Genomic DNA, 23,647 nt, shown 5'->3' on the forward strand with positions numbered 1-23,647 from the left:
AAACCCGAATCGAGCAGTGCGGCCGATTTCATCCCGGAGGTGGCGTCAAGCGGCCGATTGCGTCGTCGAAATCCAGGCCTTGTCCCCCTGCAGCACGGCTCCTCCGCCGATCTTCGATCCGGCCGCGACCTTGAGAGAGCCACTCCCTCCCAGTTCGCGAGCCAACACCTCTCGGTCACAAGCGTCCTCCCACAGCGAAACGGTGATGGCTGCGACGCAGTTGCTGATCATACTGGTCAGCGCCCGCGCTTCCGACATGAAACGGTCGATGCCGACGAGCAGCGCCACGCCGGTCACAGGCAGATCCGGCATGACGGAGAGGGTCGCGACAAGTGCGACGAAGCCGCTGCCGGTGACGCCGGCCGCGCCTTTGGACGTCAGCAGCATCAGTCCGAGCATCGCCGCGATCTGCCCCCACGACAGGTGGATGTCGCAGGCCTGCGCGATGAAGATGGAGGCCAGGGTGAGATAGATGGCGCTGCCGTCCAGATTGAAGGAATAGCCCATCGGCAACACGAGTCCCGACACGCCTTTGCGGCATCCGAGCTGCTCCAGCTTGCGCAGCGCCCCGGGTAGCGCCGGTTCCGACGATGACGTGCCGAGCACGATCAGCAGCTCTTCCTTGAAGTAGCGGATGGTCTTCCACAGGCTGAAGCCATTCAGCCGCGCCAGCGTGCCGAGCACGACGACCACGAAGAATGAGCAGGCGATATAGAATGTCAGGATCAGCAGTCCGAGCGAGCCAATCGATCGAATGCCGTAGCGGCCCACCGTGAACGCCATGGCGCCAAAGGCGCCGAGCGGCGCGAGCTTCATGACGAAGCCAAAGGACACGAACAGCACCTGAGCGAAGGAATCGACGGCCTTCGTCACCACCGCCCCCCCAGGATGGAGACCAGCAGGACCGGCAGCACTTCGCCGTCGGCAAACGCGCCAAAGAAGGAATGCGGGATGATGTGCAGCATGAAGTCCGCAAATCCGGTCGCACTCGCCTGCTTGGTGAACTTCGCGGCCACCGACGGATCCAGCGTGCTGACGGACACATGCATGCCGACGCCCGGCTGGATCAGCGACACGGCGGCCAGTCCGGCCAGCAACGCAAGCACGGTCAGCAGGTAGAACAGCGCCATGGATTTCACCAGCGTGCGGCCGACCTCGCGGGAATCGCTGATGCTGTTGATACCGTTGACGATGGTGCAGAACACGATCGGTGCGATCATCATCTTGACCAGCTTGACGAAGCCGTCGCCGAAGGGCTTCAGCGCGGCACCGAACTCAGGCCAGAGATGGCCGGTGAGGACGCCCAACATGAGACCGATCAGCACCTGGACGTAAAGGATCCGGTAGAATGGTTTTCGCGTCTCACCGTTCGCGGGCCCGATCAGCGCTTGCTTCTGCATTCTCGTTTCTCCCATGGCTCTGATTTTTCATGGCTCTGATTTTTGAAGGCTTTGAAAGCGGTCCGGCTTCAGGCCGCCAGGACCGAATGAGGGACGTGCGATCGACGGGCGAAGACATGGCCCTCGAGAATTCGCCGGGCTGTCCGCTGCACCCGGGCAACCGGGCCGGGCTCGAGCCGAACCACGAGCCGGCCGGACGGATGAGCGAGGGTGATCGGTACCGGCGGTGCCAGCGATCCAACCATCTCTGCGGCGATCGTCCCGGGCGTCACACAGGCGGTCGCGATCGCGACGGCACCGGTCACCGCCAGCGCGCTATGGCAGTCGTGCGGCATGAAGTACCTGACGTTCAACGTCGCCCCGCTTGCGGGCGCGATCAGAACCGGCTTCGGAATCACCATTGACGCGGAATCCGGAAAACCCATCCGGCGTCCAGCCTCGATGCGCAAATGTTCGAGCCGCCCTCGGAAGGCGCCGTCGGCGAAGGCCGGAGGGGCCTCGCGGCCGGTCCATCCGAGATCTGCCGCGCGGACCAGCATGACGGGCATGGCTGCGTCGATGCAGGTCACGTCGATCCCTCCGATGCGATCGACCGGACGTCCTGTCGGCAGCAGGCGGCCGGTGCGTGCGCCGGCGGCGTTGGGGAACGACAGTTCGATGGGCGCGGCCGTTCCCGGCACGCCGTCGATCCGCGCTTCTCCCTCATAGGTCACCCGCCCTCCCGGAGTGGCGACCGTCGCGTCGATCAGCTTGCCGGTGTTGACATTATGAATACGCACATGGGTGCGATCTGCGGCAGCGGCGACCAGGCCGGCTTCGATTGCGAATGGCCCGACCGCCGCAAGCATGTTTCCGCAGTTCGGCGAGGTATCGACGATCCCTTCACGGACCCTCACCTGGGCAAACAGGTAGTCGACATCGGCACCGGGCACCGTTGCCGGTCCGATGATCGCGACCTTGTTGATCACGGCATTGTCGCCGCCGATTCCATCGATTCCGAGATCGTGCCCAGCTCCCATTACCGACAACAGCACCGCGTCGCGCGAGCTGGGGTCGGCCGGAAGGTCGCGGGCCAGGAAAAACGGTCCGCGCGAGGTCCCACCGCGCATGACCACACAGGGAATGGCAATCTGATCGTTCATGATGTTCTTCCGTTCGGCGACGTGCTCGTCTGAACCAGAGCATCCTCCGTCCGAACTATTTTGTGAAATGCAAATATCCGAGGTATTATTTCTCTGTTCGACATAATGGAGTCTTGGCATGAACGCAGAACTGCTCGACCTCAAGGCGTTCATCACCGTCGCGGAGATGGGCAGCTTCGTCCGGACCGCGAAGGCGCTGAACTTGTCCCAGCCGGCGCTCAGCCGACGCATTCAGAAGCTGGAGGAAAGCCTTGGTGCGCCGTTGCTCGAACGGTCCACGCGCCACGTCAATCTCACCATGACGGGACGCGACTTCCTGCCGAAGGTCCGCCGCCTCATCGACGAGTTCGAGACCTCGGTGCTCGCCATCCATGATATCGGCGCGCGAAGTTCGGGTTTGGTCTCCGTGGCTGCGGTGCCGACGGCGGTGTTCTATTTTCTTCCGCGAGCGATCGGTCGGTTCGCCGAAGCCTATCCGCGAATTCGCATCCGCATTCTGGACATCGGCGCCAATGAGGGGTTGGAAGCGGTGGCGCGCGGAGAAGTCGACTTCGGCATCAATTTCATCGGCGCTTCGCATGCCGAAATCGAATTCGAGAAATTGGTTGAGGACCCGTTCGTGCTGGCCTGCCGCCATGACCATCCGCTAGCATCGCGCAAGCAGGTGAGCTGGTCGGAGATCGTGTCGCACCGGGTCATCACTGTCGGTCGCAACAGCGGCAACCGCGCGCTGATCGACAATGCGCTGGCGCGGCAGGGCCTGCAGCTGAACTGGTCCTATGAAGTCGCCCACCTCTCCGGCTCGCTTGGTCTGGTCGAGGAGGGATTGGGCATCGCCGTGCTGCCGAGGCTCGCGACGCCCGCCGCCGGTCATCCGATCATTCACACCGTTCGGCTGGTCGAGCCGGAAGTGTCGCGGACGATCGGAATCGTGCGCAGGCGCGGGGCGACGCTATCGCCGCATGCCAGCCAGTTTCTCAAGATGCTGCTCGAAGCATGGCGCTCTCCATTGCGGACGAGCGGGCAAGGCAGGTCGCGGCCCCGATCAACCGAGGCAAGTTCGAATGCCACTTCGACGGGGCCAAAGCGCAGACGCTGACAATTCACCCGCAGAACGGCGCCAGACTGTTCCCGAGCCAAACCGGAACCCCTCGGATCGCCCCTGTAATGTCTTCAAGGCATGTTGGATCCACCGCCGCGGCGGTGGCGCGGGTGCCTGCCACGTTGCACCCGGTGCTCGCACCGCTTACAACAGCCGGTCTTTCGGCGATCCGGCGTTTGACGTCGCGGATGGCCCGGCGAAGCCAGAACGCACAAGGCGAATTGATTGCCGCGAATTGATGCGGCGATTGGATCGATGCACGCGTTAAGCATCTCCGCAAGGCCCATTCCCACGACCTATGTCTGACAACATGCCGCTAGATCGGGTTAACGCCATGCGCTAGTGTTTTATACGACCGGTTAAAAACACCGGCCGTTTGAGGGAGAAAAACGTGAAATCCAAGGTTATTGGCGCAGTATCACTGGCGGTCGCTGCGGCCGGGCTGTTTGCAGCCGCTGCACCCGCATTTGCGCAGCAGAAGACGATCACGGTGTGGTGGGGCAAGGGCTTCTATCGCTCCGAAGACGACGCGCTGATCGAGACGATCAAGAAGTTCGAAGCCAAGACCGGCATCAAGGTGGAATTGTCGCAATACGCGATCCAGGACATGATTCCGAAGACGGTCGCCGCGCTCGATGCCGGCACCGTGCCCGATGTCGCCTATTCCGACTCTTATGACGTGCAGGCGCAGGGCAAGTGGGCCTATGAAGGCAAGCTCGAGGATCTCTCCGACGTGATGGAGCCGATCAAGGGCCGGTTCGTGCAGAACACGCTGGATGCGTCGATCCTCTATAACGACGTCACCAAGAAGAAGGCCTATTACGGCTTCCCGCTGAAGCAGCAGAGCATGCACGTCCAGATCTGGAACGACATGCTGGAGAAGTCCGGTTTCAAGCTCACCGATATCCCGAACGACTGGACCGGCTACTGGACGTTCTGGTGCGACAAGGTGCAGCCGGCGATCCGCAAGGCCACCGGCCAGCGCATCTATGCCGTCGGCCAGCCGATGGGCGTGGAATCCACCGACGCCTTCCAGTCGTTCTACACCTTCATGGACGCCTACCACGTCAAGCTGGTCGACGACGACGGCAAGCTCACGGTCGACGATCCCAAGGTTCGCGAGAACCTGATCAAGGCGATGAAGGATTACACCGACACCTACATCAAGGGTTGCACGCCGCCGTCCTCCACGACCTGGAAGGATCCCGACAACAACGTCGCCTTCCACAACAAAACCATCGTGATGACCCACAATTTCACGATCTCGATCGCCGCGAAGTGGTTCGAGGATTCCCAGAACCAGGCGCTCACGCCGGAACAGCGCGAAGCCGGCAAGAAGGCCTATGAGCAGGACATCGTGACGGCGTCCTTCCCGAAGGCGCCGGATGGTTCGACCATCCGCTACCGCTCCGACGTCAAGACCGGACTGATCTTCACCGCGGCCAAGAACAAGGCCGAGGCCAAGCAGTTCATCAGCTTCCTGCTCCAGGAAGAGAACGTCCGTCCCTACATCGAGGGTGCCCTCGGCCGCTGGTTCCCGGTGACCAAGGAAAGCCAGGAAAGCCCGTTCTGGCAGGCTGACAAGCACCGCAAGGCCGTCTACACCCAGTTCAAGGGCGGCACCGCGGCGTTCGACTTCACCAAGAACTGGAAGTTCACGATCCTCAACAACGAGAACGTGTGGGCGAAGGCGATGAATCGCGTCGTCAGTGAAAAGGTTCCGGTCGACAAGGCCGTCGACGAACTGATCGCCCGCATCAAGCAGGTCGCGGGCTGAATCATCCTTTCCCTCTCCCCGCTGTGCGGGGAGAGGTATAAGAACAACACCGGCCGCGTTTCGCGGCCGGCATCTCTTTGAAGAGTCCGAAAAGAATGGCGATCACGCTCTCTGGCGACCAGGCAATCCCCGCCCCGCCCCTGTCGTCGCGGCTGACCCCGGCGCAGGTCTGGGGCATCGTGCTGCTTGCGCCCTATCTGCTCGTTTTCCTTGCCTTCGTCGTCTATCCCGTCGGCTACGGGCTGTGGCTGGCGCGAGCCCCGTCGAATTATTTCGCGCTTTACAACGATCCGATCTTCGCGCGTGCCGCGGTCAATACGCTGATCTTCCTGGTCATCGGCATCAACATCAAGATGCTGATCGCGCTATTCCTCTCCGGCTTCTTCGCCGTGCAGCGCCCCTGGATCAAATGGCTCTCGGTGATCTTCATCCTGCCCTGGGCGGTGCCGTCGATCCCGACCATCCTGTCGGTCCGGTTCATGCTCAATCCCGAATGGGGCATGGTCAACCATTTCATCTTCTCCCTGACCGGCGATGACGGCCCGAACTGGCTGAACGATCCGACCGTGGCACTGACCATGGCGATCGCGGTGCATATCTGGAAGTCGCTGCCGTTCTGGACGCTGATCCTGATCACCGGCCGCCTTGCGATATCGCACGATCTGTTCGAGGCCGCCGAGGTCGACGGTGCGAGTTGGTGGCAGAAATTCCGCTACATCACCTGGCCGTCGATGCAGACGCTCTACGTCACCTGCACGCTGCTCTCGATGATCTGGACGCTCGGCGACTTCAACAGCGTCTATCTGCTCACCGGCGGTGGCCCGGCCGACCTCACGCATGTGCTGTCGACCCTCGGCATCCGCTATCTCCGGCTCGACCAGCTCTCGCTGGCCATGGCATCGATCGTCTGCGCAATGCCGTTCGTCCTGCCGCTCGTGTACTTCATGATGAAACGGTTGTCGCGATGAAGCTCCCTACCCTGCGCGAAGTCGCAACCGAAGCGCGGTTGCTGCTGATCGGCATTCCCGTCTTCCTCTGGACGATGATTCCGATCTACCACATGTTCCTGTTCGCGATCTCGCCGAAGGAGGACGCATTCTCCGGCAAGCTGTGGCCGGACCATCCCACGCTGCACAACTTCGAAATCGTGTTCAAGCAGCAGCACTACTTCCTGCGCGACTTCTACATACAGTTCTGGAACTCGCTGGTGATCGCGGCATCCGTCGGCGTGCTGACGCTGTTCATCGCCACCGCCGCGGCGTTCTCGATCTCGCGGCTGAAGGTGCCCGGCGGGCGGGTCGTGATGAATCTCGCGCTGTTCACCTATTTCATCCCGGCGGCATTCCTTGCCGTGCCAATGTACCGCACCATGGGTAATTACGGCCTGCTCAACAATCACTGGTCGCTGATCCTGGCGATGGTGACCATCGCCAGCCCCTACGCGATCTGGGTGCTCAAGCAGGCCTCCGACAAGCTGCCGGTCGAATTGGACGAAGCCGCCGTGATGGACGGTGCGACGACGCTTCAGATCTTCCGCCTGGTCTACCTGCCGCTGATGATGCCCTCGCTGGTCGCGATCGGCACCTATGCGGTGCTGCTGGCCTGGAACGAATATCTCTACGCGTTCCTGCTGCTCTCGAACGACCGCGAGATCACCCTGCCCGTCGCGCTCGGCAACTTCCTCGCCGCCGACGACTCGCCGTGGGAGCTGTTGATGACGACCGGCTTCATCTACGCACTGCCGCCGGCCGCGATCTACTATGCCTTCCGCCGCTACATGGTGGGCGGGCTCACGGCAGGTGCGGTGAAGTCCTGACGCGACAGGACGCATCGGGTCGCCGCAAGCAGGACGTTCGAGCGACAAGGTGGACAATTGCGGGTTGTCCACGCCTGCTCTAACCTCCGTGCCCCAATGCAGGGCACGGCATCATGCGCAGCAACGACGCGATCCATCTCGGCCTGATGCTGCTGGCGCTCGCGGCGGCCTATCTGATGCCGTTCGAGCTGTTGCTGCTGGCTTATGTCGTGCTCGGCCCGGCGCACTACTTCACCGAGATTTCATGGCTGCACGACCGCAGCTATTACCTGCCACATCGCGGGATTGCGGCAGCCCTCGCAATCATCGCCGTGGTCGCGGCCCTGATCGACAACGCCTCCTGGTTCGGCTTTGCGATGTGGGGCGCGCTGATCGCCTGCGCCATGCTTGCGGCCACCACCTCGGCGATCGAGAGCATGTTGCTGTTCATGACGGCGATCGCACTGTCCGCGCTCATGTATTCGAGCGGATCCTCGCTCGCCGTGATCGGCATCCTGATTCCGACCCTGATCCACGTCTCGCTGTTCACGCTGATCTTCATGGTGCTCGGCGCGCACCGATCCGGCAGCCGCGTCCAGGCTGCGCTGGTGGCTGTCTACCTCGTCGCGATCGCTACGATTCTGCTGCTGCCGCCAACCGCTGAAATCCGGATCGCGAGCTTTGCCCGGGTCGGACAGGATTATTTCGGCAATGTCGGTCCGGCGCTCAGCCGGCTGTTCGGCGTGCCCGGCCTCGTCCTCGACACCAGGCTGACGAGCCTGCTCGCCTTCGTCTATACCTATCATTACCTCAACTGGTTCATCAAAGCCGACGTGATCCGCTGGACCGCGGTCCCGAAGGCGCGGCTGGCGGCGATGGCCGCCGCCAGCGCAGCTTCCACCGCGCTCTATTTCTACGACTACGCGTTCGGTTTCACCTTCCTGCTGGCGCTGAGCCTGATCCATATCCTGCTGGAATTTCCGCTCGACGCCCTGGCGCTGCGGCAGCTCGGGGCGGCGGCGCAGGGCGCATTGCGCGCGCGGTATGCCGCCCCCGTCGCAGCCACCGCAACGCGGCCGCGTCCCACAGGCACCAGAGGCTCGAAACGTCCGCCCCGGTCGCGCTGATCATCCGAGGGTGCGTTTTCGTCGATAGGCCATCACCAGCGCGATCGTCGAGCCGATGAAGTAGCCGGCGGTCGCGCCCGAGATGGCGCGGCCGATGATGATTGCCAGTGCGCGGTCGCTCGCATCGATCACCGAGATCACGCCGACCGCATATTGCAGTGAGAACACGACAAGGTTGCGGATCAGGGCAAACGCGCTGCCCTGGCGGATGATCTCACCTGTCGTGTGATCGACCTCGAAAGGACGCGGCGTCAGCACGCCCAGCGGCAGCAGTGCCAGCGCGGCCGCGATCCACGCGATCAGCGGCCACGCGTTGCCCTGAGGCCCGAAACCGATCCGAGACATCCCCCAGACGATGAACACGACCGGCAGGATCAGCGCGCGCCAGATCGGCGTCGTGCGTGGCTGCATCGACTGGATACCTTGCCAGACCAGATAGGCGAACAAGATCCAGACCCATAGCGGGGTATGGGCGGCGATAGCGAGCCAGCTCTTCATGAGACCTCCAGTCCTGCCGACCGGGCCGAGAAAGGCAAGAATCGGATTGACAACCTAAGTGTGCGCGCAGGATATTCTCTACTTATTGCCTGTGCCGCGTATTTTTCAATTCAATTGCCCGACGGATAGCAAAATGCTGCTACACCGACTGACGAGATTTGCCCTCATCGTGCTGATGCTTCTCTGCGGCGGCCTGGCTTGTGCGCAACAGCTTCCCGACAATCCGAGCCCCAGCGCCACCGCGACGCCCTCAGACGTCAGTCAAGATCAACGGATTACCAATCCGCCGCCGACGGGACAATCGCCCGCAAGCGTGGGGACCGGCAAGCCGGCGCAGCAACAGGGTTACATCACCTACAAGACGCCTTATGAATTCTGGTTGACCGGCCTCGCCATCGCATTGGTGGTCACAATGGCAATCCTGCTGTGTGTAATGGCGGCGATCGGCAAACTCACACAGGAGTTCTATAAGGCCTTCCTACTTCTCGTCGTGGTTTTTGCCGCGTTGTTCTTGATCGTAGCCGGCTACACCGACACGCAGACCGCACCCGTATTCAGTCTCCTCGGCACGATCGTCGGGTATATTTTTGGCAAGTCGGCGGCCGGGGCGGCCGAAGAATCTCAGGGCCAACCGCCAGCCCTCAATGCTGCCAACGCGGCTCCTCCCAATCAAGCGGCACCGCCGGGCACCGCGACCGCACTTAGAGGTTAACGTTAGACAAGAGGGCATCGTCATGGACTGCTTAAGCACCGCAGTAGCGACCGCCGGCCTTATTCTGATTTCGGCGCCCCAGCTGGCATCGGCTCAATCAGCCTCGCCTGGAAATCTTGGTTTGCGAGCCCCAAATCCGCAGACCGCGATCGAGAGAAACGCGATAAGGCCTGACCTGGCCCCGATGACTCCCTATGTGACCCAGATGCCGCTCCAAGTCCCCGGACTTGCGCCGGGCCACGTTCCAACAGCCACAGGACTGGCTCCGAATGGCAATCAAGGTCTCACCGTTCCCGTCCGCTCGCTCGCCGAGCCGGTGGTCGCAGCAAACAGCGTTGGCTTTTACAACGACGCCGGTCAGCCACTCGGCTTCCAGTTCGTTGTCGGGGGAGTTTCACAAAAGATCGAGCTGGCGCCACGGCAGATCTTGACCGTACAAGCCGATGCAGCCGGCAGCGAGCTCAAGGCCATCATCGGAACGGGAAATACCGACTTCCAGACCGTGTTGGCGCGCGGCAAACTATACATCTTACGCGCGGACGGAGCCAAGTGGGTGTTGGCTGCTTTCTGAGAAGCGGGCCCCGCTTACAGCGGCGCGGCGCTCTCGCCCTGCGAGCTCGACAGTTTTGATGCGAGCGAAGCGATCACGATCACCACCGCGATCAGGGCGATCACCAGCGTGCAGATCGCGTTGATCTCGGGTTTCACGCCCAGCCTCACCTCGGAATAGATCCGGATCGGCAATGTCGCCGAGCCGGGGCCGGTGGTGAAGCTCGCGATCACGAGATCGTCCAGCGACAGCGTGAAGGCCAGCATCCAGCCTGCGACGATCGCGGGGGCGATCAGCGGCAGCGTCACCGAAAGAAAGGCGTGCACCGGGTCGCAGCCAAGGTCCATCGCCGCCTCCTCCAGCGAACGATCGAGCGAGCCGAGGCGGGACTGCACGACCACGGCGACGAAACACATCGTCAGCGTGGTATGGGCGATCGTCACCGTCCAGAAGCCGCGCTCGGCGTTCAGCGCCACGAACAGCAATAGCAGCGACAGCCCCGTGATCACCTCGGGCATCACCAGCGGCGCGTAGAGCATGCCGGAGAACAGCGTACGGCCTCGGAAGCGCTCGCCGCGCGACAAGGCGACCGCGGCGAGCGTGCCGAGCAGCGTGGCGATGGTCGCGGAGGAGACCGCCACGCGAAAACTCATCCAGGCCGCCTCGATCATGGCGCGGTCGTTGAAGAACTCGTGATACCAGCGCAGCGACCAGCCGCCCCACACCGTCACCAGCCGCGAGGCATTGAAGGAATAGATGACGAGGATGAGGATCGGCAAGTAAAGGAACGCCAGCCCCAGCGCGAGCGAGGCGACGTTGAAACGGGACAGGCGCGAGACCTTGCGCATGGCGTCAGCGGCCCTTTTCCAGCTGCCGCTTCTGGAGCCGCTCATACAGCAGCAGCGGCACAAGCAGCACCACCAGCAGCACGATGGCCGCAGCAGAGGCGACCGGCCAGTCCTTGTTGGTGAAGAATTCGAGCCACAGGGTCTGGCCGATCATCAGCGAATTGGAGCCGGCCAGAAGGTCCGGGATGACGAATTCGCCGACGATGGGAATGAAGCACAGCAGCACGCCGGCACCGACGCCGGGCAGCGACAGCGGGAAGGTGACGAGCCAGAACACCTGCCACGGCGGCGCGCCGAGATCGGAGGCCGCCTCCTCCAGCACCGGCTGCATCTTGGCGAGCGTGGCGTAGAGCGGCAGGATCATGAATGGCAAATAAGAATAGACGATGCCGATATACATCGCGCTGTCGGTTGAGAGCCAGACCACGGGCTGGCTGACCAGATGTAGCGCCAGCAGGATCTGGTTCAGCAGGCCGTCGTGCTGGAGGATGTTGATCCAGGCATAGATGCGGATCAGGAACGAGGTCCAGAACGGCACGATCACCAGCACCATCGCCACAGCCTGCCAACTCTTCGGCAGCCGCGCCATGCCATAAGCGATGGGATAGCCGATCAGCAGCAGCAGCGTAGTCGCGGTCAGAGCGACGGTGAGGCTGCGCACGTAAGCGAACACATAGATGTCGTCGGAGACGAGCAGCTTGAAATTCTCGATCGACAGTGCGGCAAAGGCCGCCTTGAGCGCATCCCACCCCGCCGTCAGCGCGAAGACCGGCTCGTAGGGCGGCTGTGCGATCGCCGTCTGCGACAGGCTGATCTTGAGCACGAAGGCGAATGGCACCAGGAAGAACAGCACCATCCAGACATAGGGCGCGATCGCGGCAAAGCGCGCCGGGCGCGCAAAGATGCGGCGGGAGCTCATGACGGCAGCACCACGCAATCATCCGGCGTGAACCAGGCGACGATTTGCTGGCCCACGCTATAGGCGTCGACATCCAGGCGGGCGCTGTTGGCGACCGAAGCCCGTACGCTTCCGCCGGTATCGAGCTTCACTTTATAGGTCGTGGTGCCGCCGAGATAGCAGATGTCCGCGACCACGCCGTCCAGGCTGTTGATCGTGGTTTCACGACCGGCTTCGCTCACCGGGGCGCGCCGCGACAACTTGATCTTCTCGGGACGAATCGCGATCGAGAATCTTCCCGCACCGACCGGTTCGCGCGGCTCGGCCACCACCAACGTACCCGCATCACGCGTGCCAATGACCAGACGATGACCGTCGCGCAATTTCGTCTCGCCGTCGAACAGGTTGACGTCGCCGACAAACTCCGCGATCCAGCGCGAGCGCGGCGCTTCGTAAAGCTCGCGGGGACTCGCGACCTGAGCGAGCTTGCCTGATTTCATCACGCCGATCCGGCTCGCCATCGTCATGGCTTCCTCCTGGTCGTGCGTGACGACGATGAAGGTCATGCCGAGACGGCGCTGCAGCTCCATCAGCTCGCCTTGCGTATTCTCGCGCAGCTTCTTGTCGAGCGCCGCGAGCGGCTCGTCGAGCAGCAGCAGTTGCGGCCGGCGCGCCAGTGCGCGGGCAAGCGCCACGCGCTGGCGCTGGCCGCCGGAGAGCTGATCCGGCTTGCGCTTCTCGAGCCCTTCGAGCTTCACCAGGGCGACCATCTCGGCCACACGGGTGGCGATGTCGGCGCGTGCCATGCCGGCGCGCTTCAGGCCGAAGGCAACGTTGTCGCGCACCGACAGATGCGGAAACAACGCGTAATTCTGGAACATCATATTGATCGGGCGCTCATGCGGCAGCGCCTGCGCGATGTCCTTATCCCCGAGCAGGATGCGCCCCTCGTCCGGCGCCTCAAAGCCGGCGAGCATGCGCAGCAGCGTGGTCTTGCCGCAGCCGCTGGGCCCGAGCAGCGCGAAGAATTCGCCGGCCTTGATGTCGAGCGAGACGCCATCCACCGCGCGGAAAGTGCCAAAGGTTTTGACGACGCCCTCGATGCGCAGCAGCGGCCGGCCCGCCGCGGATGCGTCTCCATCGGCCGCACCTGTCGCGGCGTGCGTTTTGGGCAATTCGTCCGTCATGTTCCCTGCCAACCCCGATTCCGCCGCACGCTAGCGGCCGATCGGCTTTTGCTCAACCAATTAGCGGTGCATCTTTCACACCCGCCATGAACGCCGCCAGAGCGTCACGATCCGCCGCGGGCATGGTCAAGCCGAGCTTGGAGCGGCGCCAGAGGATATCGTCCGGAAAGCGCGCCCATTCGCTGGCCATCAGATAACGCACCTCGGCACCGGTCAGCTCGGGGCCGAACGCCGGGCCAAGTTCGTCGCGGGTCTTTGCCTCGCCTAGCACTGCGGACAACCGCGAGCCATAGGCTCCGACCAGACGCTGGGCTTCTGGCTCCGACAGAAAGCGCCAGCGGTCGCGCGCGAGGTCGACTTCGATGTCGAAACGGTCCCAGGCGAAATCTCCGCCGGGCAGCGCAGCTCCAGCAGTCCAGGGCGGCGACATTGGATAGAACGGCGTCAGCTTCGTCACCGCCCACTCGGCGCGCAGGCGCGAGGTGGTGACGTCGCCGCCGAACATCGTGAGCAGCGGCGCCTTGCGCCGGCGTGCATGGAACAGCATCGTGCCGTCGCGTCCGCGCACGGACGCCAGCGTCAGGTTGACGCCGGAGACCGTCCGGACCACGTCGGTCGGGGCGACGCGCTCACGAAAATAGCGGCTCGCCGCTTCGCAGAGATAGCCGACGTCGGCCCCAGGCATCGCCACGATTGCGGGATCACCGGTGAAGGCGTGCGTGACCGTGCCGATCAGCGTCAAGTCGCGCTCGAAGGGCCGGGCAAAGATCAGCCGTCCATCATTGTTCTGAAAGACGTAGACGTTCTCGGAGTCGAACAGCTTGGGCACGATAATCTGGCTCATCTGCGTGGCCGCCATCGCGGGCTGCGGTTGCCGCAGCACGGTCTCAGCGACCATTGGCGTCCAGCCGCCGGTGGCGTTGGCCAGCGCCCGCGCCGTGACCGTGCGGCGGTGGCCACGATCGACCACCGCGAGCCGCCAAATGTCGGTTCTGTCGGCACGGACGCAACGCGCACCGGTCCGGATCGCCGCGCCATGTTCAGCGGCATCCAGTGCCGTCAGCGCCACCAGGCGGGAGTCGTCGACAACGCAGTCCGAATATTCGAACGCTGTACCGAACGGGCGTTTCAGCGCGTTGCCGACCGGATGATGCGTGATGTCGATGGTCGCCGAGGGTGGCAGACCGCCCCGGTTCGTGAGACCGTCATAGACATAAAGGCCGACCCGCAGCAGCCATGGTGGACGCTCGTCGGCATGCGCGGGGATCACGAAGCGCATCGGCCGGACCAGATGCGGCGCGATCCGGAGCCAGGTCCGGCGCTCGGCCAGGGCCCGGCGCACCCGCCGGAACCGGCGCCGCTCCAGCACCGACAGATCGCCGTGGATCAGCCGCGGTGTTGCCGAGGAGGCCGCGCCGCCGAGATCGCCCTGCTCGAACAGGATGACCCGCAAGCCGCGGCCGGCCGCATCGCGCGCGAGGCTGACACCGTTCAGCCCGCCGCCGATGATCGCGAGATCGTAATCCGCCATGAAGCCGTCGAATGGGAGCAAAGCGCCCCATCATCACTAGAGCCATTTCCGTTCCGATGAAATCGGAACGGGGCTCTAGATTCTTATTCTGACGCTTTTTCTTGACGCGAACCGGTGTCCACTTCGCTCGAAAATGCTCTAACCGGTCTTGAGCGCAAGCTCCATGAGTTCAGCGCGGCCGACCAGCCCGGCATATTTCCCGATCGGCAGGGGCTTGCCGAGCAGATAGCCCTGCACGCCGTCACAGCCCTCCTTGGCGAGGAAGGCGAGTTGCTCGACCGTCTCGACGCCCTCGGCAATGATCGACATTTCGAGGCCGTGGCCGAGATCGATCACCGCGCGAACGATCGCAGCCGATTGCGGGTTGCGGCCGAGATTGATGATGAAGGCCCGGTCGATCTTGATCTTGTCGAACGGGAACGCCTGGAGGTAGCTCAGCGAGGAGTAACCGCTGCCGAAATCGTCCATGGAGATGCGCACGCCGAGCGCCTTCAGGCGGCGCAGCAGCGCAAGGCCCCGGTCGAAATCCTCGATCAGCACACCCTCGGTGATCTCCAGCTCGAGCCGGCCGGGTGCAAGGCCGGTCTCGATCAGGATCGAATGGACGAGGCCGACCACGTCGCCGTGCATGAACTGCGCCGGCGACAGATTGACCGCGACCTGAAGCGGCTTCGGCCAGGACGCCGCCTCGCGGCAGGCCTGGCGCAGGATCCACTCGCCCATCTCGACGATCAGACCGCTCTCCTCGGCGATCGGGATGAATTCAGCCGGCGAGACCTGGCCGCGCACCGGATGCTGCCAGCGCGCCAGCGCCTCGAAACCGATGATCTCGCTCTCGGCAACGCTGTGGCCGGCGACGCCCTGCGGCTGGAAGGCAAGCGAAAGCTCGCCGTTCTTGATCGCCACCGACAGGTCCTGGTGCAGCACGCGGCGGTCGCGGATCTGATGGTCCATCTCGGGCTGGTAGAGGCTGATCGTGCCGCGCGACTTCTGCTTGGCGCGGAACAGCGCCGCACCGGCGTTGGCGAGCAGCGAGGCGCCATCGGCGCCGTTGTGCGGGAAGATCGACATGCCGGTGGTGACGCCGGCGCGGACCGCACGGCCGTCGATCTGGAAGTCCTTCGCGACGGCGTCGCCAATCTGCTGCGCCAGTGCAAGACCCGCGTCCGGCTGCTTGCCGTCGATGATCAGGCCGAATTCGTCGCCGGACAGGCGCGCCACCACGCCGCCACGGGCGGAGTCCTGGAGCCGCTGGGCCACCTCGATCAGGAGCTTGTCGCCGAGCGCATGACCGAAGACATCGTTGACCTCCTTGAGGCCGTCGAGGTCGACGCAGAGGACCGCGAACTCCTCGCCGGTGCCTTCGCAGGCCTCGATCATCTGGGTCAGCGCCTGGAGGAAGGCGGCGCGGTTCGGCAGATCGGTGAGGCCGTCGTGATAGGCCATGTGCGCCATGCGCGACTCGGTCTGCCGGCGGTCGGTGACGTCCTCGTGGGTCTTGATCAGATATTGCGGCTCCCCGGTATCGCCGAGCACCGTGGCACGCCGGGTCAGGAACAGCCGCAGGCCGTCCTTGGTGGAGATCGGATGCTCCTCGGTGATCATCCCGCGTTTCTTGATCGCGGCCTCGTCGCGCGCGATGATCAGCTTGGCTTCCTTGGGGTTGAAGATGTCGGACGCGGTCAGGCCCGTGGCCTCCTCGCGCCGGCGGTTGAGGATCGTCTCCGCGCTGCGATTGGCGAGCAGATAGCGGCCGTCCTTCACCTGCTCGACGATCAGCGCCACCGGGATGTTGTCGACCACGAGCTCAAGGAACTTCTTGGTGCTCTCCAATTCCTGCGACAGCGACCGGCGGTCGGTGATGTCCTCGAACACCAGCAGCAGAAACTCGGGCTTGTTGCTCTCGTTGCGGACCACGATCCGGATCGAGGCGACCATGCGCCGCTCGCCGCCGCGGTCGACCTCGAATTCGTTGCGGAACTGGCCGTCCGGGGAGTTGAGCGCCGCCCGGTCGGTCGCCTCGATAATGGCTGCCGAGACCGGCGCAAACAGCTCGCCTGCGTTCTTGCCGACGGCGTGATCCCGCGAGAACCCCCAGAATCGCTCATAGGCGCTGTTGGCGAAGATGTAGCAACCATCCTCGATGTTCTTCGCGGCCACGCAGGCCGGCACATGGTCCAGCACCGATTCCAGGAATTGCTTGGTGGAAGCGAGCTGTCGCGACAGCTTGCGCTGCTCGCTGACGTCCAGATGCGTCGCCACCGAGCCGCCGTTCGGCAGCACGAAAAACTTCACCAGGATGGCCCGGCCGTCGGGCAGCTCGGTGATCAGGCCGTTGTGGCTTGCCGCCTTCTCGTAGAACTCATCGTCGGAGATGCCGCCAAGCACCCCGCGCTTGCGCCTGAGCTCGAGAAGCTCATGGCCGTCCATATTGGCCCAGAGTTCCGACCGCGTCAGGCCGTAGATCTCGAGATAGCGGTCGTTGCAGAAGATGATGCGGCGGTGCGCATCCGTCATCACCACGCCCTGATTGAGATTGTTCATGGCGGAGGAGACGAAGGCATTGCGCCGCAACTGCAAGCGCCTGGTCCGGCGCAGCGAGGAATGGATCCACAGCACGATCGCGGCGAGGAACGCGCAGACGACGATGCCCGCGATCAGGACCTCCCAGACCACGTTGGGATCGAGCTGGCCGAGATAGCTCGGCGCGGCGAAGCTGTCCGACAGCGCAAAGGCGCGCGCAGGCGCAACCGTGCCGGCCAGGCACACAACGGCCTGCACAGCAATCGGAAGCGTGCTGCCCTCGTGCCAGTTCTTCTCAGCCATCAGCCACCCGCGATTTCAACGTCGGATTGTCTGGCTTCACGCGTTTGGATCAGGTAAACGCCTGTACGCGCAACAGAAAAATGTGACGTGAAATACGGCAATTGCCCTGACATGATAAATTCTTCCTTAACGGAAAATGGCCCCGCGGCATTCTCTCCAGGCCTGACGCCACCGGCGCTTCCAGCGGACATCCTGCACAACCATGGATAGGGTCGATTGCGTCGTCATCGGAGCCGGCGTGATCGGGCTCGCGGTGGCTCGAAAGCTTGCGCAGGCCGGGCGCGAGGTCATCGTGCTCGAGGAGGCCGAGGCGATCGGCACCATCACCTCCTCGCGCAACAGCGAGGTGATCCATGCCGGCATCTACTACCGCGCCGGGAGCTGGATGGCGCGCATGTGCGTCGACGGCAAGCACGCGCTCTACCGCTACTGTGGCGAGCGCGGCATCCCGCACAAGAATTGCGGCAAGCTGATCGTTGCGACCAGCCCGCAGGAGACCGCGAAGCTGCAATCGATCAAGGCGCATGCCGAGGCCAATGGCGTGCTCGACATGCAGTTGCTCACAGGCGAGGCGGCACGCGCGCTGGAGCCGGCGCTGGCCTGCGACGCCGCACTGCTGTCGCCCTCTACGGGCATCATCGACAGCCACGCCTACATGCTCTCGCTGCGCGGCGAAGCCGAGGAAGCCGGCGCGGCCTTCGCGTTTCACACCCCGCTGATCCGCGCCAAGGCGGCGGACGGACTGATCGAGATCGACGCCGGCGGCGAGGCGCCAATGACGCTGCAATGCAGCCTCCTCGTCAACGCCGCGGGGCTCTCCGCGACGAATGTGGCGCGCAACATCGACGGCATGCCGCTGGACCGAATTCCACGGGCCTATCTCGCCAAGGGAAATTACTTCAGCTGCAATGCCAAGGCGCCGTTCTCGCGCCTGATCTACCCGGTGCCCGAGCCCGGCGGGTTGGGAGTGCATCTGACGCTGGACATGGCAGGCCAGGCGCGCTTCGGCCCTGACGTCGAGTGGATCGAGACGATCGACTACGAGGTCGACCCGTCACGCGCCGAGCGGTTCTACCCGGCGATCCGCAAATACTGGCCGACGCTGCCTGACGGCGCGTTGATGCCGAGCTATTCGGGTATCCGGCCGAAGATCGTACCGCCCGCGGTGGCCACGCAGGACTTCCTGATGCAGGGCCCGCGCGATCACGGCGTCGCTGGCCTGATCAATCTGTTCGGCATCGAATCGCCGGGACTGACGTCGTCGCTCGCGATCGCAGATCACGTCGCCGAGCTCGCAGACATCTGAAGCGCTTTCGAGCGAAGCGGATACCGGTTCGCAGCAAGACGACGCGTTCAGACAAAAACGAAACACCGCGCAAACTTCTTTGCACGGTGCGCACTTTGCTGCAGGGATGAGCGCAAAAGCTCTCACCCCTGCGGGATAAGGGTACGATCAACTCTACGCTGTTACGGGGGTCACTAGTGGAGCGTGTCGCCGTGCCTCAGACGCTCGATCTGGTCCTTGACCATCAACTTCCGGCGCTTCAACTCAACAATTTGCAGGTCGTCTGTTGAAAGGTGCACGAGAGCTTCGTGCAATTCGTTTTCGAGAAGTTTGTGCTTCCGCTCCAATTCAACGAGATGTGCCTGAATTGTCATTCGAAACCTCCTCGGTAGGGTTGAACCTCAGGATTCGATCCGGACAAGGAAGTGTACATCAGCGATTCGTTCTGTCGATGGGTAACCGTCGCCGCAGCTTCATTTTTGAAAATTCATATGTAACGAAGCGTGAGTAAAGGAACCGCACGGGAAAAATCCATGATATCAATGCGCTTGCGCAGCGCCGCGGCGATCAGCGGAAATATGTCGCTGGAGATCGGCGAACGGTGGTCGCAGATCGCTTGCGATCACGCCGCGCAAGGACGATAATTTCCACAGGGCATCCACAGCCTTAATCCCACGCCTATCGGTTTTCGGCCACCGCAGACATGACCAATGAAGACGAGCGTGAGCTCGAAGCCGAGCTCACCCGGTTGCAGCAGGAACACCGAGATCTCGATGCGGCGATCGATGCACTGCATCAATCGCCCGCCCCCGACCTATTGCGGTTACAGCGCTTGAAGAAGCGCAAGCTGTTGTTACGAGACCGCATCGCGTTCATCGAAGACCAGATCACCCCCGACATCATCGCCTGACCTGCGAGCCGGCTTCCCTCTTGCGGATGAATCCGCTTGACTCGAAAAGAACAAAATAGGAACATTCGAGCACCCCAGCGCCCCCAGGAAACGTCCAGCACAACTGACAAGGACAATGCAGATGTCGACCGCCGCCCTTCTCGACAACAGCCATTATGAACAGGCCTGCGATCAGGCGATCGCGATGTGCGACGGCAATCTGCGCAGCACCATCAAGGCGCTGATCATGGCCAACGAATATCTGGAGGCCGAGCTTGAGGAATTGCAGGCGGCGATTTCCGCCGGCTGCATTCCGGAGACCTCGCGCAGCAAGATGCGGAGCAAGAGCAGCGCCGCCTGAACCGTCAGCTATCAGAGCCGACCATGCCCGACGTCACCTACTACGTTGCATTGCCCTTCCTGATCGACGAGGACGGATCGCCGGTGGCGGGTGCGGCCGAGGAATGCCAGACATCGGCTGCCGCCCTGCGTCGTGCGGAAATGCTGGCGCATGGCGCCGGCCATATCGGCGCCGTCGCCTTCAGCCGCAGCGGCGATCCCCTGACCGGTGAGTTTGGCGACGCCAAATTGCTGCGGACATTCGGTCGCGTACCGCCGGATCTCAGCGCGCTTTAGCTGCGGAGCAGCCTGATCCGCGGCTCGTGCCGCCGGTGCGCCTTGCGCACATACATGGCGGCATCGGCCTCCTCCAGGGCGCGGCCCGCGTCGGACTGCGCCCCCAGCAGCGCGACACCGGCGGAGGCGCCCGCGGTCACGTGCTCGCCGCGAAAGACAAAGGACAATTCGTCGACCGCCTGCTCGAAGATGGCCGCCTTCGCCTTGGCGTCGGTCTCGCTGAGATTCCACAGCAGCAGCGCGAACTCGTCGCCCCCCAGCCGCCCGACCACGTCGGAGGCGCGGACCTGCCGCGTCAGCGTGGCGGCAATCGCCTTGAGCACCTCGTCACCGGCGCCATGACCGAACGAATCGTTGATCGGCTTCAACCTGTCAACGTCGAGCACGATCAGTGCCCCGCTGGCGCGGTAGCGCTTCATGTAGGCGATGGCGCGCGCCAGCTCGCGCTCGAAGCCGCGCCGGTTCGGAATCTCCAGCAGGAAATCGGTGTCGGCCGCAGCTTCCAGTTCCGCGACCCGGCGCTGCGCCTCCTTGAGCTTGGTCCGCAAGCCCCGGATCGTCGCCCTGACGGTATCCTTGGCTCCATCATCGCCCGACGCGCCACGCCCCGGCGGCTTCGTCGGACGCTTGATCAGCCGTTTTGGGGCGGTTTTCGATCGGCCGGCACTGGTCTTCCGGCCCTTTTTGGCCTTCGCAGCGCCTGCCCTTTTTGGTTTCTTCATGGGCATCCTGCTCAATGAAGGCTTGCGGGGATTCACCAAGACAGGATAGTGGATTCCCTTCTCCTTGCCACCGCCTTGCGAGCCGCCGGCCGGAACCGTTAATCTGGCCTATCTTTCTGTTTTTCGGGCACAATTAACGTCATGACCGCGCCGATCGCCATCATCATGGGAAGCCAGTCGGACTGGGACACGATGCGGCATGCCGCCGACACGCTTGCCGCGCTCGGCGTCGCCGCCGACACCCGCATCGTCTCGGCCCACCGCACCCCCGACCGTCTCTTTGCTTTCGCCAAGGGCGCCAAGGCCGCGGGTTACAAGGTCATCATCGCCGGCGCAGGTGGCGCTGCACACCTGCCCGGCATGGCGGCGGCGCTGACCGAACTCCCGGTGTTCGGAGTTCCCGTCGAATCCAAGACGCTCAAGGGCCTCGATTCGCTCTATTCGATCGTCCAGATGCCCGCCGGCATCCCGGTCGGCACCCTCGCCATCGGCAAGGCCGGCGCGACCAACGCCGCGCTGCTGGCGGCGGCCGTCCTGGCGTTGTCCGACCCGGCCTTGTCCGATCGCCTCGCGGCCTGGCGCAAGGCGCAGACCGAGGCGGTCGCCGAGCGCCCGGAGGACAAGGCGTGACCGACACCAGGCAGGTGAAGCTGAAGCCCGGTGACACCATCGGAATTCTCGGCGGCGGACAATTGGGCCGGATGCTGGCCATGGCTGCGGCGCGGCTCGGCCTGCGCTGCCAGGTTTTCTCGCCCGATCCGGACTCGCCGGCCTTCGACGTCGTATTGAACGCGACCTGCGCCGAATATGCCGACGTCGAGGCGCTCGAACTGTTCGCCAACGACGTCGACGTCATCACCTACGAATTCGAGAATGTGCCATCGGCCGCCGCGATGGTGCTGGACGCGCGCCGACCCGTGCTGCCCAACCGCAAGATTCTCGAGACCACCCAGGACCGGCTCGCCGAGAAGGATTTCGTGACGCGGCTCGGCATCGGCACCGCAGCCTATGCCGACGTCACCTCCGTGTCCTCGCTGCGCGAGGCGATCGCCAGGATCGGCCTTCCGGCCGTGCTCAAGACCCGCCGCTTCGGTTATGACGGCAAGGGCCAGGCCATCATTCGCGAGGGCGACGACATCGCCAAGGTGTGGACCAGCCTCGCCACCAAATCGGCGATCCTGGAAGCCTTCGTGCCCTACGAGCGCGAGATCTCCGTGATCGCCGCACGCTCGGTCACAGGCCAGGTCGAGTGTTTCGACGTCACCGAGAACGAGCACCGCGACCACATCCTGAAGATATCGCGCGCGCCCGCGCCGATCCCGCCTGCGCTTGCCGAGGAAGCACGCAGCATCGCCGGCAAGATCGCAAGCGCGCTCGACTATGTCGGCGTGCTCGCTGTCGAGATGTTCGTGCTCGCCAACGGCACCGGCCCGAAGGTGCTGGTCAATGAGATCGCCCCGCGCGTGCACAATTCAGGGCACTGGACGCTCGACGGCGCCTCGGTCTCGCAGTTCGAGCAGCACATCCGCGCCATCGCCGGGTGGCCGCTCGGCAAGCCCGTGCGCCACGGCGAAATCGTCACCATGACCAATCTGATCGGCGACGAGATCAACGATTACGACAAGTGGCTGAGCGTGCCGGGCGCGACCGTGCACATCTACGGCAAGGGTGCGCCGCGTCCCGGCCGAAAGATGGGCCACGTCACCGAAGTCAGGCCGACGAAAGGCAAGTAGCGGGACCGCAGCTTCGAGCTGCGATCCCGCTCCGCGATTAGGCCGTCTTCGCGCCTGCGACGACGCCCGTGGGCTCCTCGCTGAGCCAGCGATAGATCACCCCGCCCAGCGCGCCGCCGATCAGCGGTGCGACCCAGAACAGCCAGAGCTGCGCCGTCGCCCAGCCGCCGACGAACAGCGCGGGGCCCGTGCTGCGCGCCGGGTTCACCGAGGTGTTGGTGACGGGGATGCTGACGAGATGGATCATCACCAGCGCGAGCCCGATCGCGAGCGGCGCGAAGCCTGCGGGCGCGCGGCCATGGGTCGCGCCCATGATGATGAACAGGAACATCATGGTCATCACCACCTCGGTGAGGAAGCACACGATCATGCTGTACTGGCCGGGCGAATGCGCATCATAGCCGTTGGATGCGAAGCCCTTGCTGACATCGAATCCGGGAGCTCCGCTCGCGATGACGTAGAGGAGCCAGGCGGCCACGATCGCGCCGGCCACCTGCGCGATCACATAGGGCAGGATCTGCCCGGCCGGAAAACGCCCGCCGGCGGCAAGACCGACCTGACGGCCGGGTTGAGATGGCAGCCGGAGATATGGCCGATCGCATAGGCCATGGTGACCACGCTCAGTCCGAATGCGAGGGAGACACCGACCAGACCGATTCCGACCTGCGGAAAGCCGGCAGCGATCACCGCGCTTCCGCAGCCTGCGAATGTGAGCCAGAAGGTGCCGATGGCTTCAGCAGCGTATTTCTTGATATCCATGTGTAGTCCCCTGCTTTCAAAGATTCCGGAACAAAGCTCCGGAAACGGCCCCATCCCTGGCGTCGAATCGCCCAAATCAGGGCCGCACAGAGGTATTTTTGCCTCATTTAATGGCTGAACTTGGCCCGAAAACCCGCTTGTCCGGTGGACATCCCGGGATTTGTCTGATACATCCGCGCCCTCAAGGTTAAGGGCTTGCGCGTTTTCGCCATCCCCTTCGTCTTACCAGA

22 protein-coding genes and 2 pseudogenes are annotated in these 23,647 nt (G+C 63.6%); 13 read left to right on the plus strand and 11 right to left on the minus strand.

The features are described 5' to 3' along the window. Nucleotides 1-45: 45 nt before the first annotated feature. Together dctA and GGD66_RS13215 are read right to left on the minus strand one after the other, a co-directional pair. A pseudogene (gene dctA, locus GGD66_RS13210) lies at nucleotides 46-1,400 on the minus strand (C4-dicarboxylate transporter DctA). A 68-nt stretch (nucleotides 1,401-1,468) separates the two neighbouring features. Then, nucleotides 1,469-2,542 carry a 4-oxalomesaconate tautomerase gene (locus GGD66_RS13215; RefSeq protein WP_183258083.1) on the minus strand — a complete coding sequence of 358 codons (1,074 nt, stop codon included), beginning with the start codon at nucleotides 2,540-2,542 and terminating at the stop codon, nucleotides 1,469-1,471. A 118-nt stretch (nucleotides 2,543-2,660) separates the two neighbouring features. Here GGD66_RS13215 and GGD66_RS13220 point away from each other — a divergent pair, with 118 nt between their 5' ends. The 5 genes from GGD66_RS13220 to GGD66_RS13240 all read left to right on the plus strand — a co-directional run bounded on the left by GGD66_RS13220 (nucleotide 2,661) and on the right by GGD66_RS13240 (nucleotide 8,343). Next, a complete protein-coding gene (locus GGD66_RS13220; RefSeq protein ID WP_183236209.1) occupies nucleotides 2,661-3,641 on the plus strand; it encodes a LysR family transcriptional regulator in 981 nt (326 codons plus the stop codon). A 394-nt stretch (nucleotides 3,642-4,035) separates the two neighbouring features. Then, nucleotides 4,036-5,421: an ABC transporter substrate-binding protein gene (locus GGD66_RS13225; RefSeq protein ID WP_092254779.1), complete on the plus strand. Its 1,386-nt coding sequence runs from the start codon at nucleotides 4,036-4,038 to the stop codon at nucleotides 5,419-5,421. A 95-nt stretch (nucleotides 5,422-5,516) separates the two neighbouring features. Then, nucleotides 5,517-6,389 carry a carbohydrate ABC transporter permease gene (locus GGD66_RS13230; protein WP_183257999.1) on the plus strand — a complete coding sequence of 291 codons (873 nt, stop codon included), beginning with the start codon at nucleotides 5,517-5,519 and terminating at the stop codon, nucleotides 6,387-6,389. Further along, nucleotides 6,386-7,237 (plus strand): carbohydrate ABC transporter permease, encoded by an 852-nt coding sequence (locus GGD66_RS13235; RefSeq protein WP_018317827.1) that lies wholly within the window; start codon nucleotides 6,386-6,388, stop codon nucleotides 7,235-7,237. The genes GGD66_RS13230 and GGD66_RS13235 overlap by 4 nt, the downstream gene beginning before the upstream one ends. Nucleotides 7,238-7,350: 113 nt before the next feature. Then, nucleotides 7,351-8,343: a hypothetical protein gene (locus GGD66_RS13240; protein WP_092254776.1), complete on the plus strand. Its 993-nt coding sequence runs from the start codon at nucleotides 7,351-7,353 to the stop codon at nucleotides 8,341-8,343. On the opposite strand, the gene GGD66_RS13245 is transcribed toward GGD66_RS13240, so the two are convergent. Continuing rightward, a complete protein-coding gene (locus tag GGD66_RS13245; protein WP_092254773.1) occupies nucleotides 8,344-8,841 on the minus strand; it encodes a DUF6622 family protein in 498 nt (165 codons plus the stop codon). Between the two features lie 133 nt (nucleotides 8,842-8,974). Between GGD66_RS13245 and GGD66_RS13250 the strand changes: the two genes are divergently transcribed. Next, entirely contained in the window at nucleotides 8,975-9,553 is a 579-nt protein-coding gene (locus tag GGD66_RS13250) for a hypothetical protein (RefSeq protein WP_183258000.1), read from the plus strand. A gap of 205 nt (nucleotides 9,554-9,758) precedes the next feature. Further along, the gene (locus tag GGD66_RS13255) at nucleotides 9,759-10,124 is read left to right on the plus strand and encodes a hypothetical protein (RefSeq protein ID WP_183258001.1); all 366 of its coding nucleotides are present in this window, start codon (nucleotides 9,759-9,761) and stop codon (nucleotides 10,122-10,124) included. 14 nt (nucleotides 10,125-10,138) lie between these two features. Here GGD66_RS13255 and GGD66_RS13260 read toward each other — a convergent pair whose 3' ends face one another. The 5 genes from GGD66_RS13260 to GGD66_RS13280 all read right to left on the minus strand — a co-directional run bounded on the left by GGD66_RS13260 (nucleotide 10,139) and on the right by GGD66_RS13280 (nucleotide 17,393). Continuing rightward, the gene (locus tag GGD66_RS13260; RefSeq protein WP_183258002.1) at nucleotides 10,139-10,951 is read right to left on the minus strand and encodes an ABC transporter permease; all 813 of its coding nucleotides are present in this window, start codon (nucleotides 10,949-10,951) and stop codon (nucleotides 10,139-10,141) included. Nucleotides 10,952-10,955: 4 nt separating this feature from the next. Further along, nucleotides 10,956-11,870: an ABC transporter permease gene (locus GGD66_RS13265; RefSeq protein ID WP_183258003.1), complete on the minus strand. Its 915-nt coding sequence runs from the start codon at nucleotides 11,868-11,870 to the stop codon at nucleotides 10,956-10,958. After that, on the minus strand, nucleotides 11,867-13,036 hold the full coding sequence (locus GGD66_RS13270; RefSeq protein ID WP_183258004.1) for an ABC transporter ATP-binding protein: 1,170 nt from the start codon (nucleotides 13,034-13,036) through the stop codon (nucleotides 11,867-11,869). The genes GGD66_RS13265 and GGD66_RS13270 overlap by 4 nt, the downstream gene beginning before the upstream one ends. Nucleotides 13,037-13,088: 52 nt before the next feature. Beyond that, complete coding sequence (locus GGD66_RS13275) at nucleotides 13,089-14,567, minus strand: glycerol-3-phosphate dehydrogenase (RefSeq protein ID WP_183258084.1); 1,479 nt, start codon at nucleotides 14,565-14,567, stop codon at nucleotides 13,089-13,091. 138 nt (nucleotides 14,568-14,705) lie between these two features. Beyond that, nucleotides 14,706-17,393, minus strand: coding sequence for an EAL domain-containing protein (locus GGD66_RS13280; RefSeq protein WP_183258005.1), 2,688 nt, complete (start codon nucleotides 17,391-17,393; stop codon nucleotides 14,706-14,708). 202 nt (nucleotides 17,394-17,595) lie between these two features. Here GGD66_RS13280 and GGD66_RS13285 point away from each other — a divergent pair, with 202 nt between their 5' ends. Continuing rightward, a complete protein-coding gene (locus GGD66_RS13285) occupies nucleotides 17,596-18,699 on the plus strand; it encodes an NAD(P)/FAD-dependent oxidoreductase (protein WP_183258006.1) in 1,104 nt (367 codons plus the stop codon). A gap of 173 nt (nucleotides 18,700-18,872) precedes the next feature. Here the strand turns inward: GGD66_RS13285 and GGD66_RS13290 are convergent, their stop codons facing one another. Continuing rightward, on the minus strand, nucleotides 18,873-19,052 hold the full coding sequence (locus GGD66_RS13290) for a YdcH family protein (RefSeq protein WP_026201910.1): 180 nt from the start codon (nucleotides 19,050-19,052) through the stop codon (nucleotides 18,873-18,875). Between the two features lie 329 nt (nucleotides 19,053-19,381). Here GGD66_RS13290 and GGD66_RS13295 point away from each other — a divergent pair, with 329 nt between their 5' ends. The 3 genes from GGD66_RS13295 (at nucleotide 19,382) to GGD66_RS13305 (ending at nucleotide 20,203) form a co-directional block, all read left to right on the plus strand. Next, the gene (locus GGD66_RS13295; protein ID WP_008546179.1) at nucleotides 19,382-19,588 is read left to right on the plus strand and encodes a YdcH family protein; all 207 of its coding nucleotides are present in this window, start codon (nucleotides 19,382-19,384) and stop codon (nucleotides 19,586-19,588) included. 121 nt (nucleotides 19,589-19,709) lie between these two features. Further along, nucleotides 19,710-19,928, plus strand: coding sequence for a hypothetical protein (locus tag GGD66_RS13300; RefSeq protein ID WP_026201909.1), 219 nt, complete (start codon nucleotides 19,710-19,712; stop codon nucleotides 19,926-19,928). 23 nt (nucleotides 19,929-19,951) lie between these two features. After that, nucleotides 19,952-20,203 carry a hypothetical protein gene (locus tag GGD66_RS13305; RefSeq protein WP_183258007.1) on the plus strand — a complete coding sequence of 84 codons (252 nt, stop codon included), beginning with the start codon at nucleotides 19,952-19,954 and terminating at the stop codon, nucleotides 20,201-20,203. On the opposite strand, the gene GGD66_RS13310 is transcribed toward GGD66_RS13305, so the two are convergent. Beyond that, complete coding sequence (locus GGD66_RS13310) at nucleotides 20,200-20,925, minus strand: GGDEF domain-containing protein (protein ID WP_183258008.1); 726 nt, start codon at nucleotides 20,923-20,925, stop codon at nucleotides 20,200-20,202. The two genes, GGD66_RS13305 and GGD66_RS13310, sit on opposite strands and share 4 nt — an antisense overlap. A 141-nt stretch (nucleotides 20,926-21,066) precedes the next feature. On the opposite strand from GGD66_RS13310, the gene purE reads away from it, so the two are divergent. Beyond that, nucleotides 21,067-21,555, plus strand: coding sequence for a 5-(carboxyamino)imidazole ribonucleotide mutase (gene purE / locus GGD66_RS13315; protein ID WP_018317812.1), 489 nt, complete (start codon nucleotides 21,067-21,069; stop codon nucleotides 21,553-21,555). Continuing rightward, nucleotides 21,552-22,658 carry a 5-(carboxyamino)imidazole ribonucleotide synthase gene (locus tag GGD66_RS13320; protein ID WP_183258009.1) on the plus strand — a complete coding sequence of 369 codons (1,107 nt, stop codon included), beginning with the start codon at nucleotides 21,552-21,554 and terminating at the stop codon, nucleotides 22,656-22,658. The genes purE and GGD66_RS13320 overlap by 4 nt, the downstream gene beginning before the upstream one ends. Nucleotides 22,659-22,695: 37 nt before the next feature. Here GGD66_RS13320 and aqpZ read toward each other — a convergent pair. Next, nucleotides 22,696-23,417, minus strand: a pseudogene (gene aqpZ, locus GGD66_RS13325) (aquaporin Z). Nucleotides 23,418-23,647: the final 230 nt, after the last annotated feature.

Source organism: Bradyrhizobium sp. CIR48 (assembly GCF_014198315.1).
Classification (GTDB): domain Bacteria; phylum Pseudomonadota; class Alphaproteobacteria; order Rhizobiales; family Xanthobacteraceae; genus Bradyrhizobium.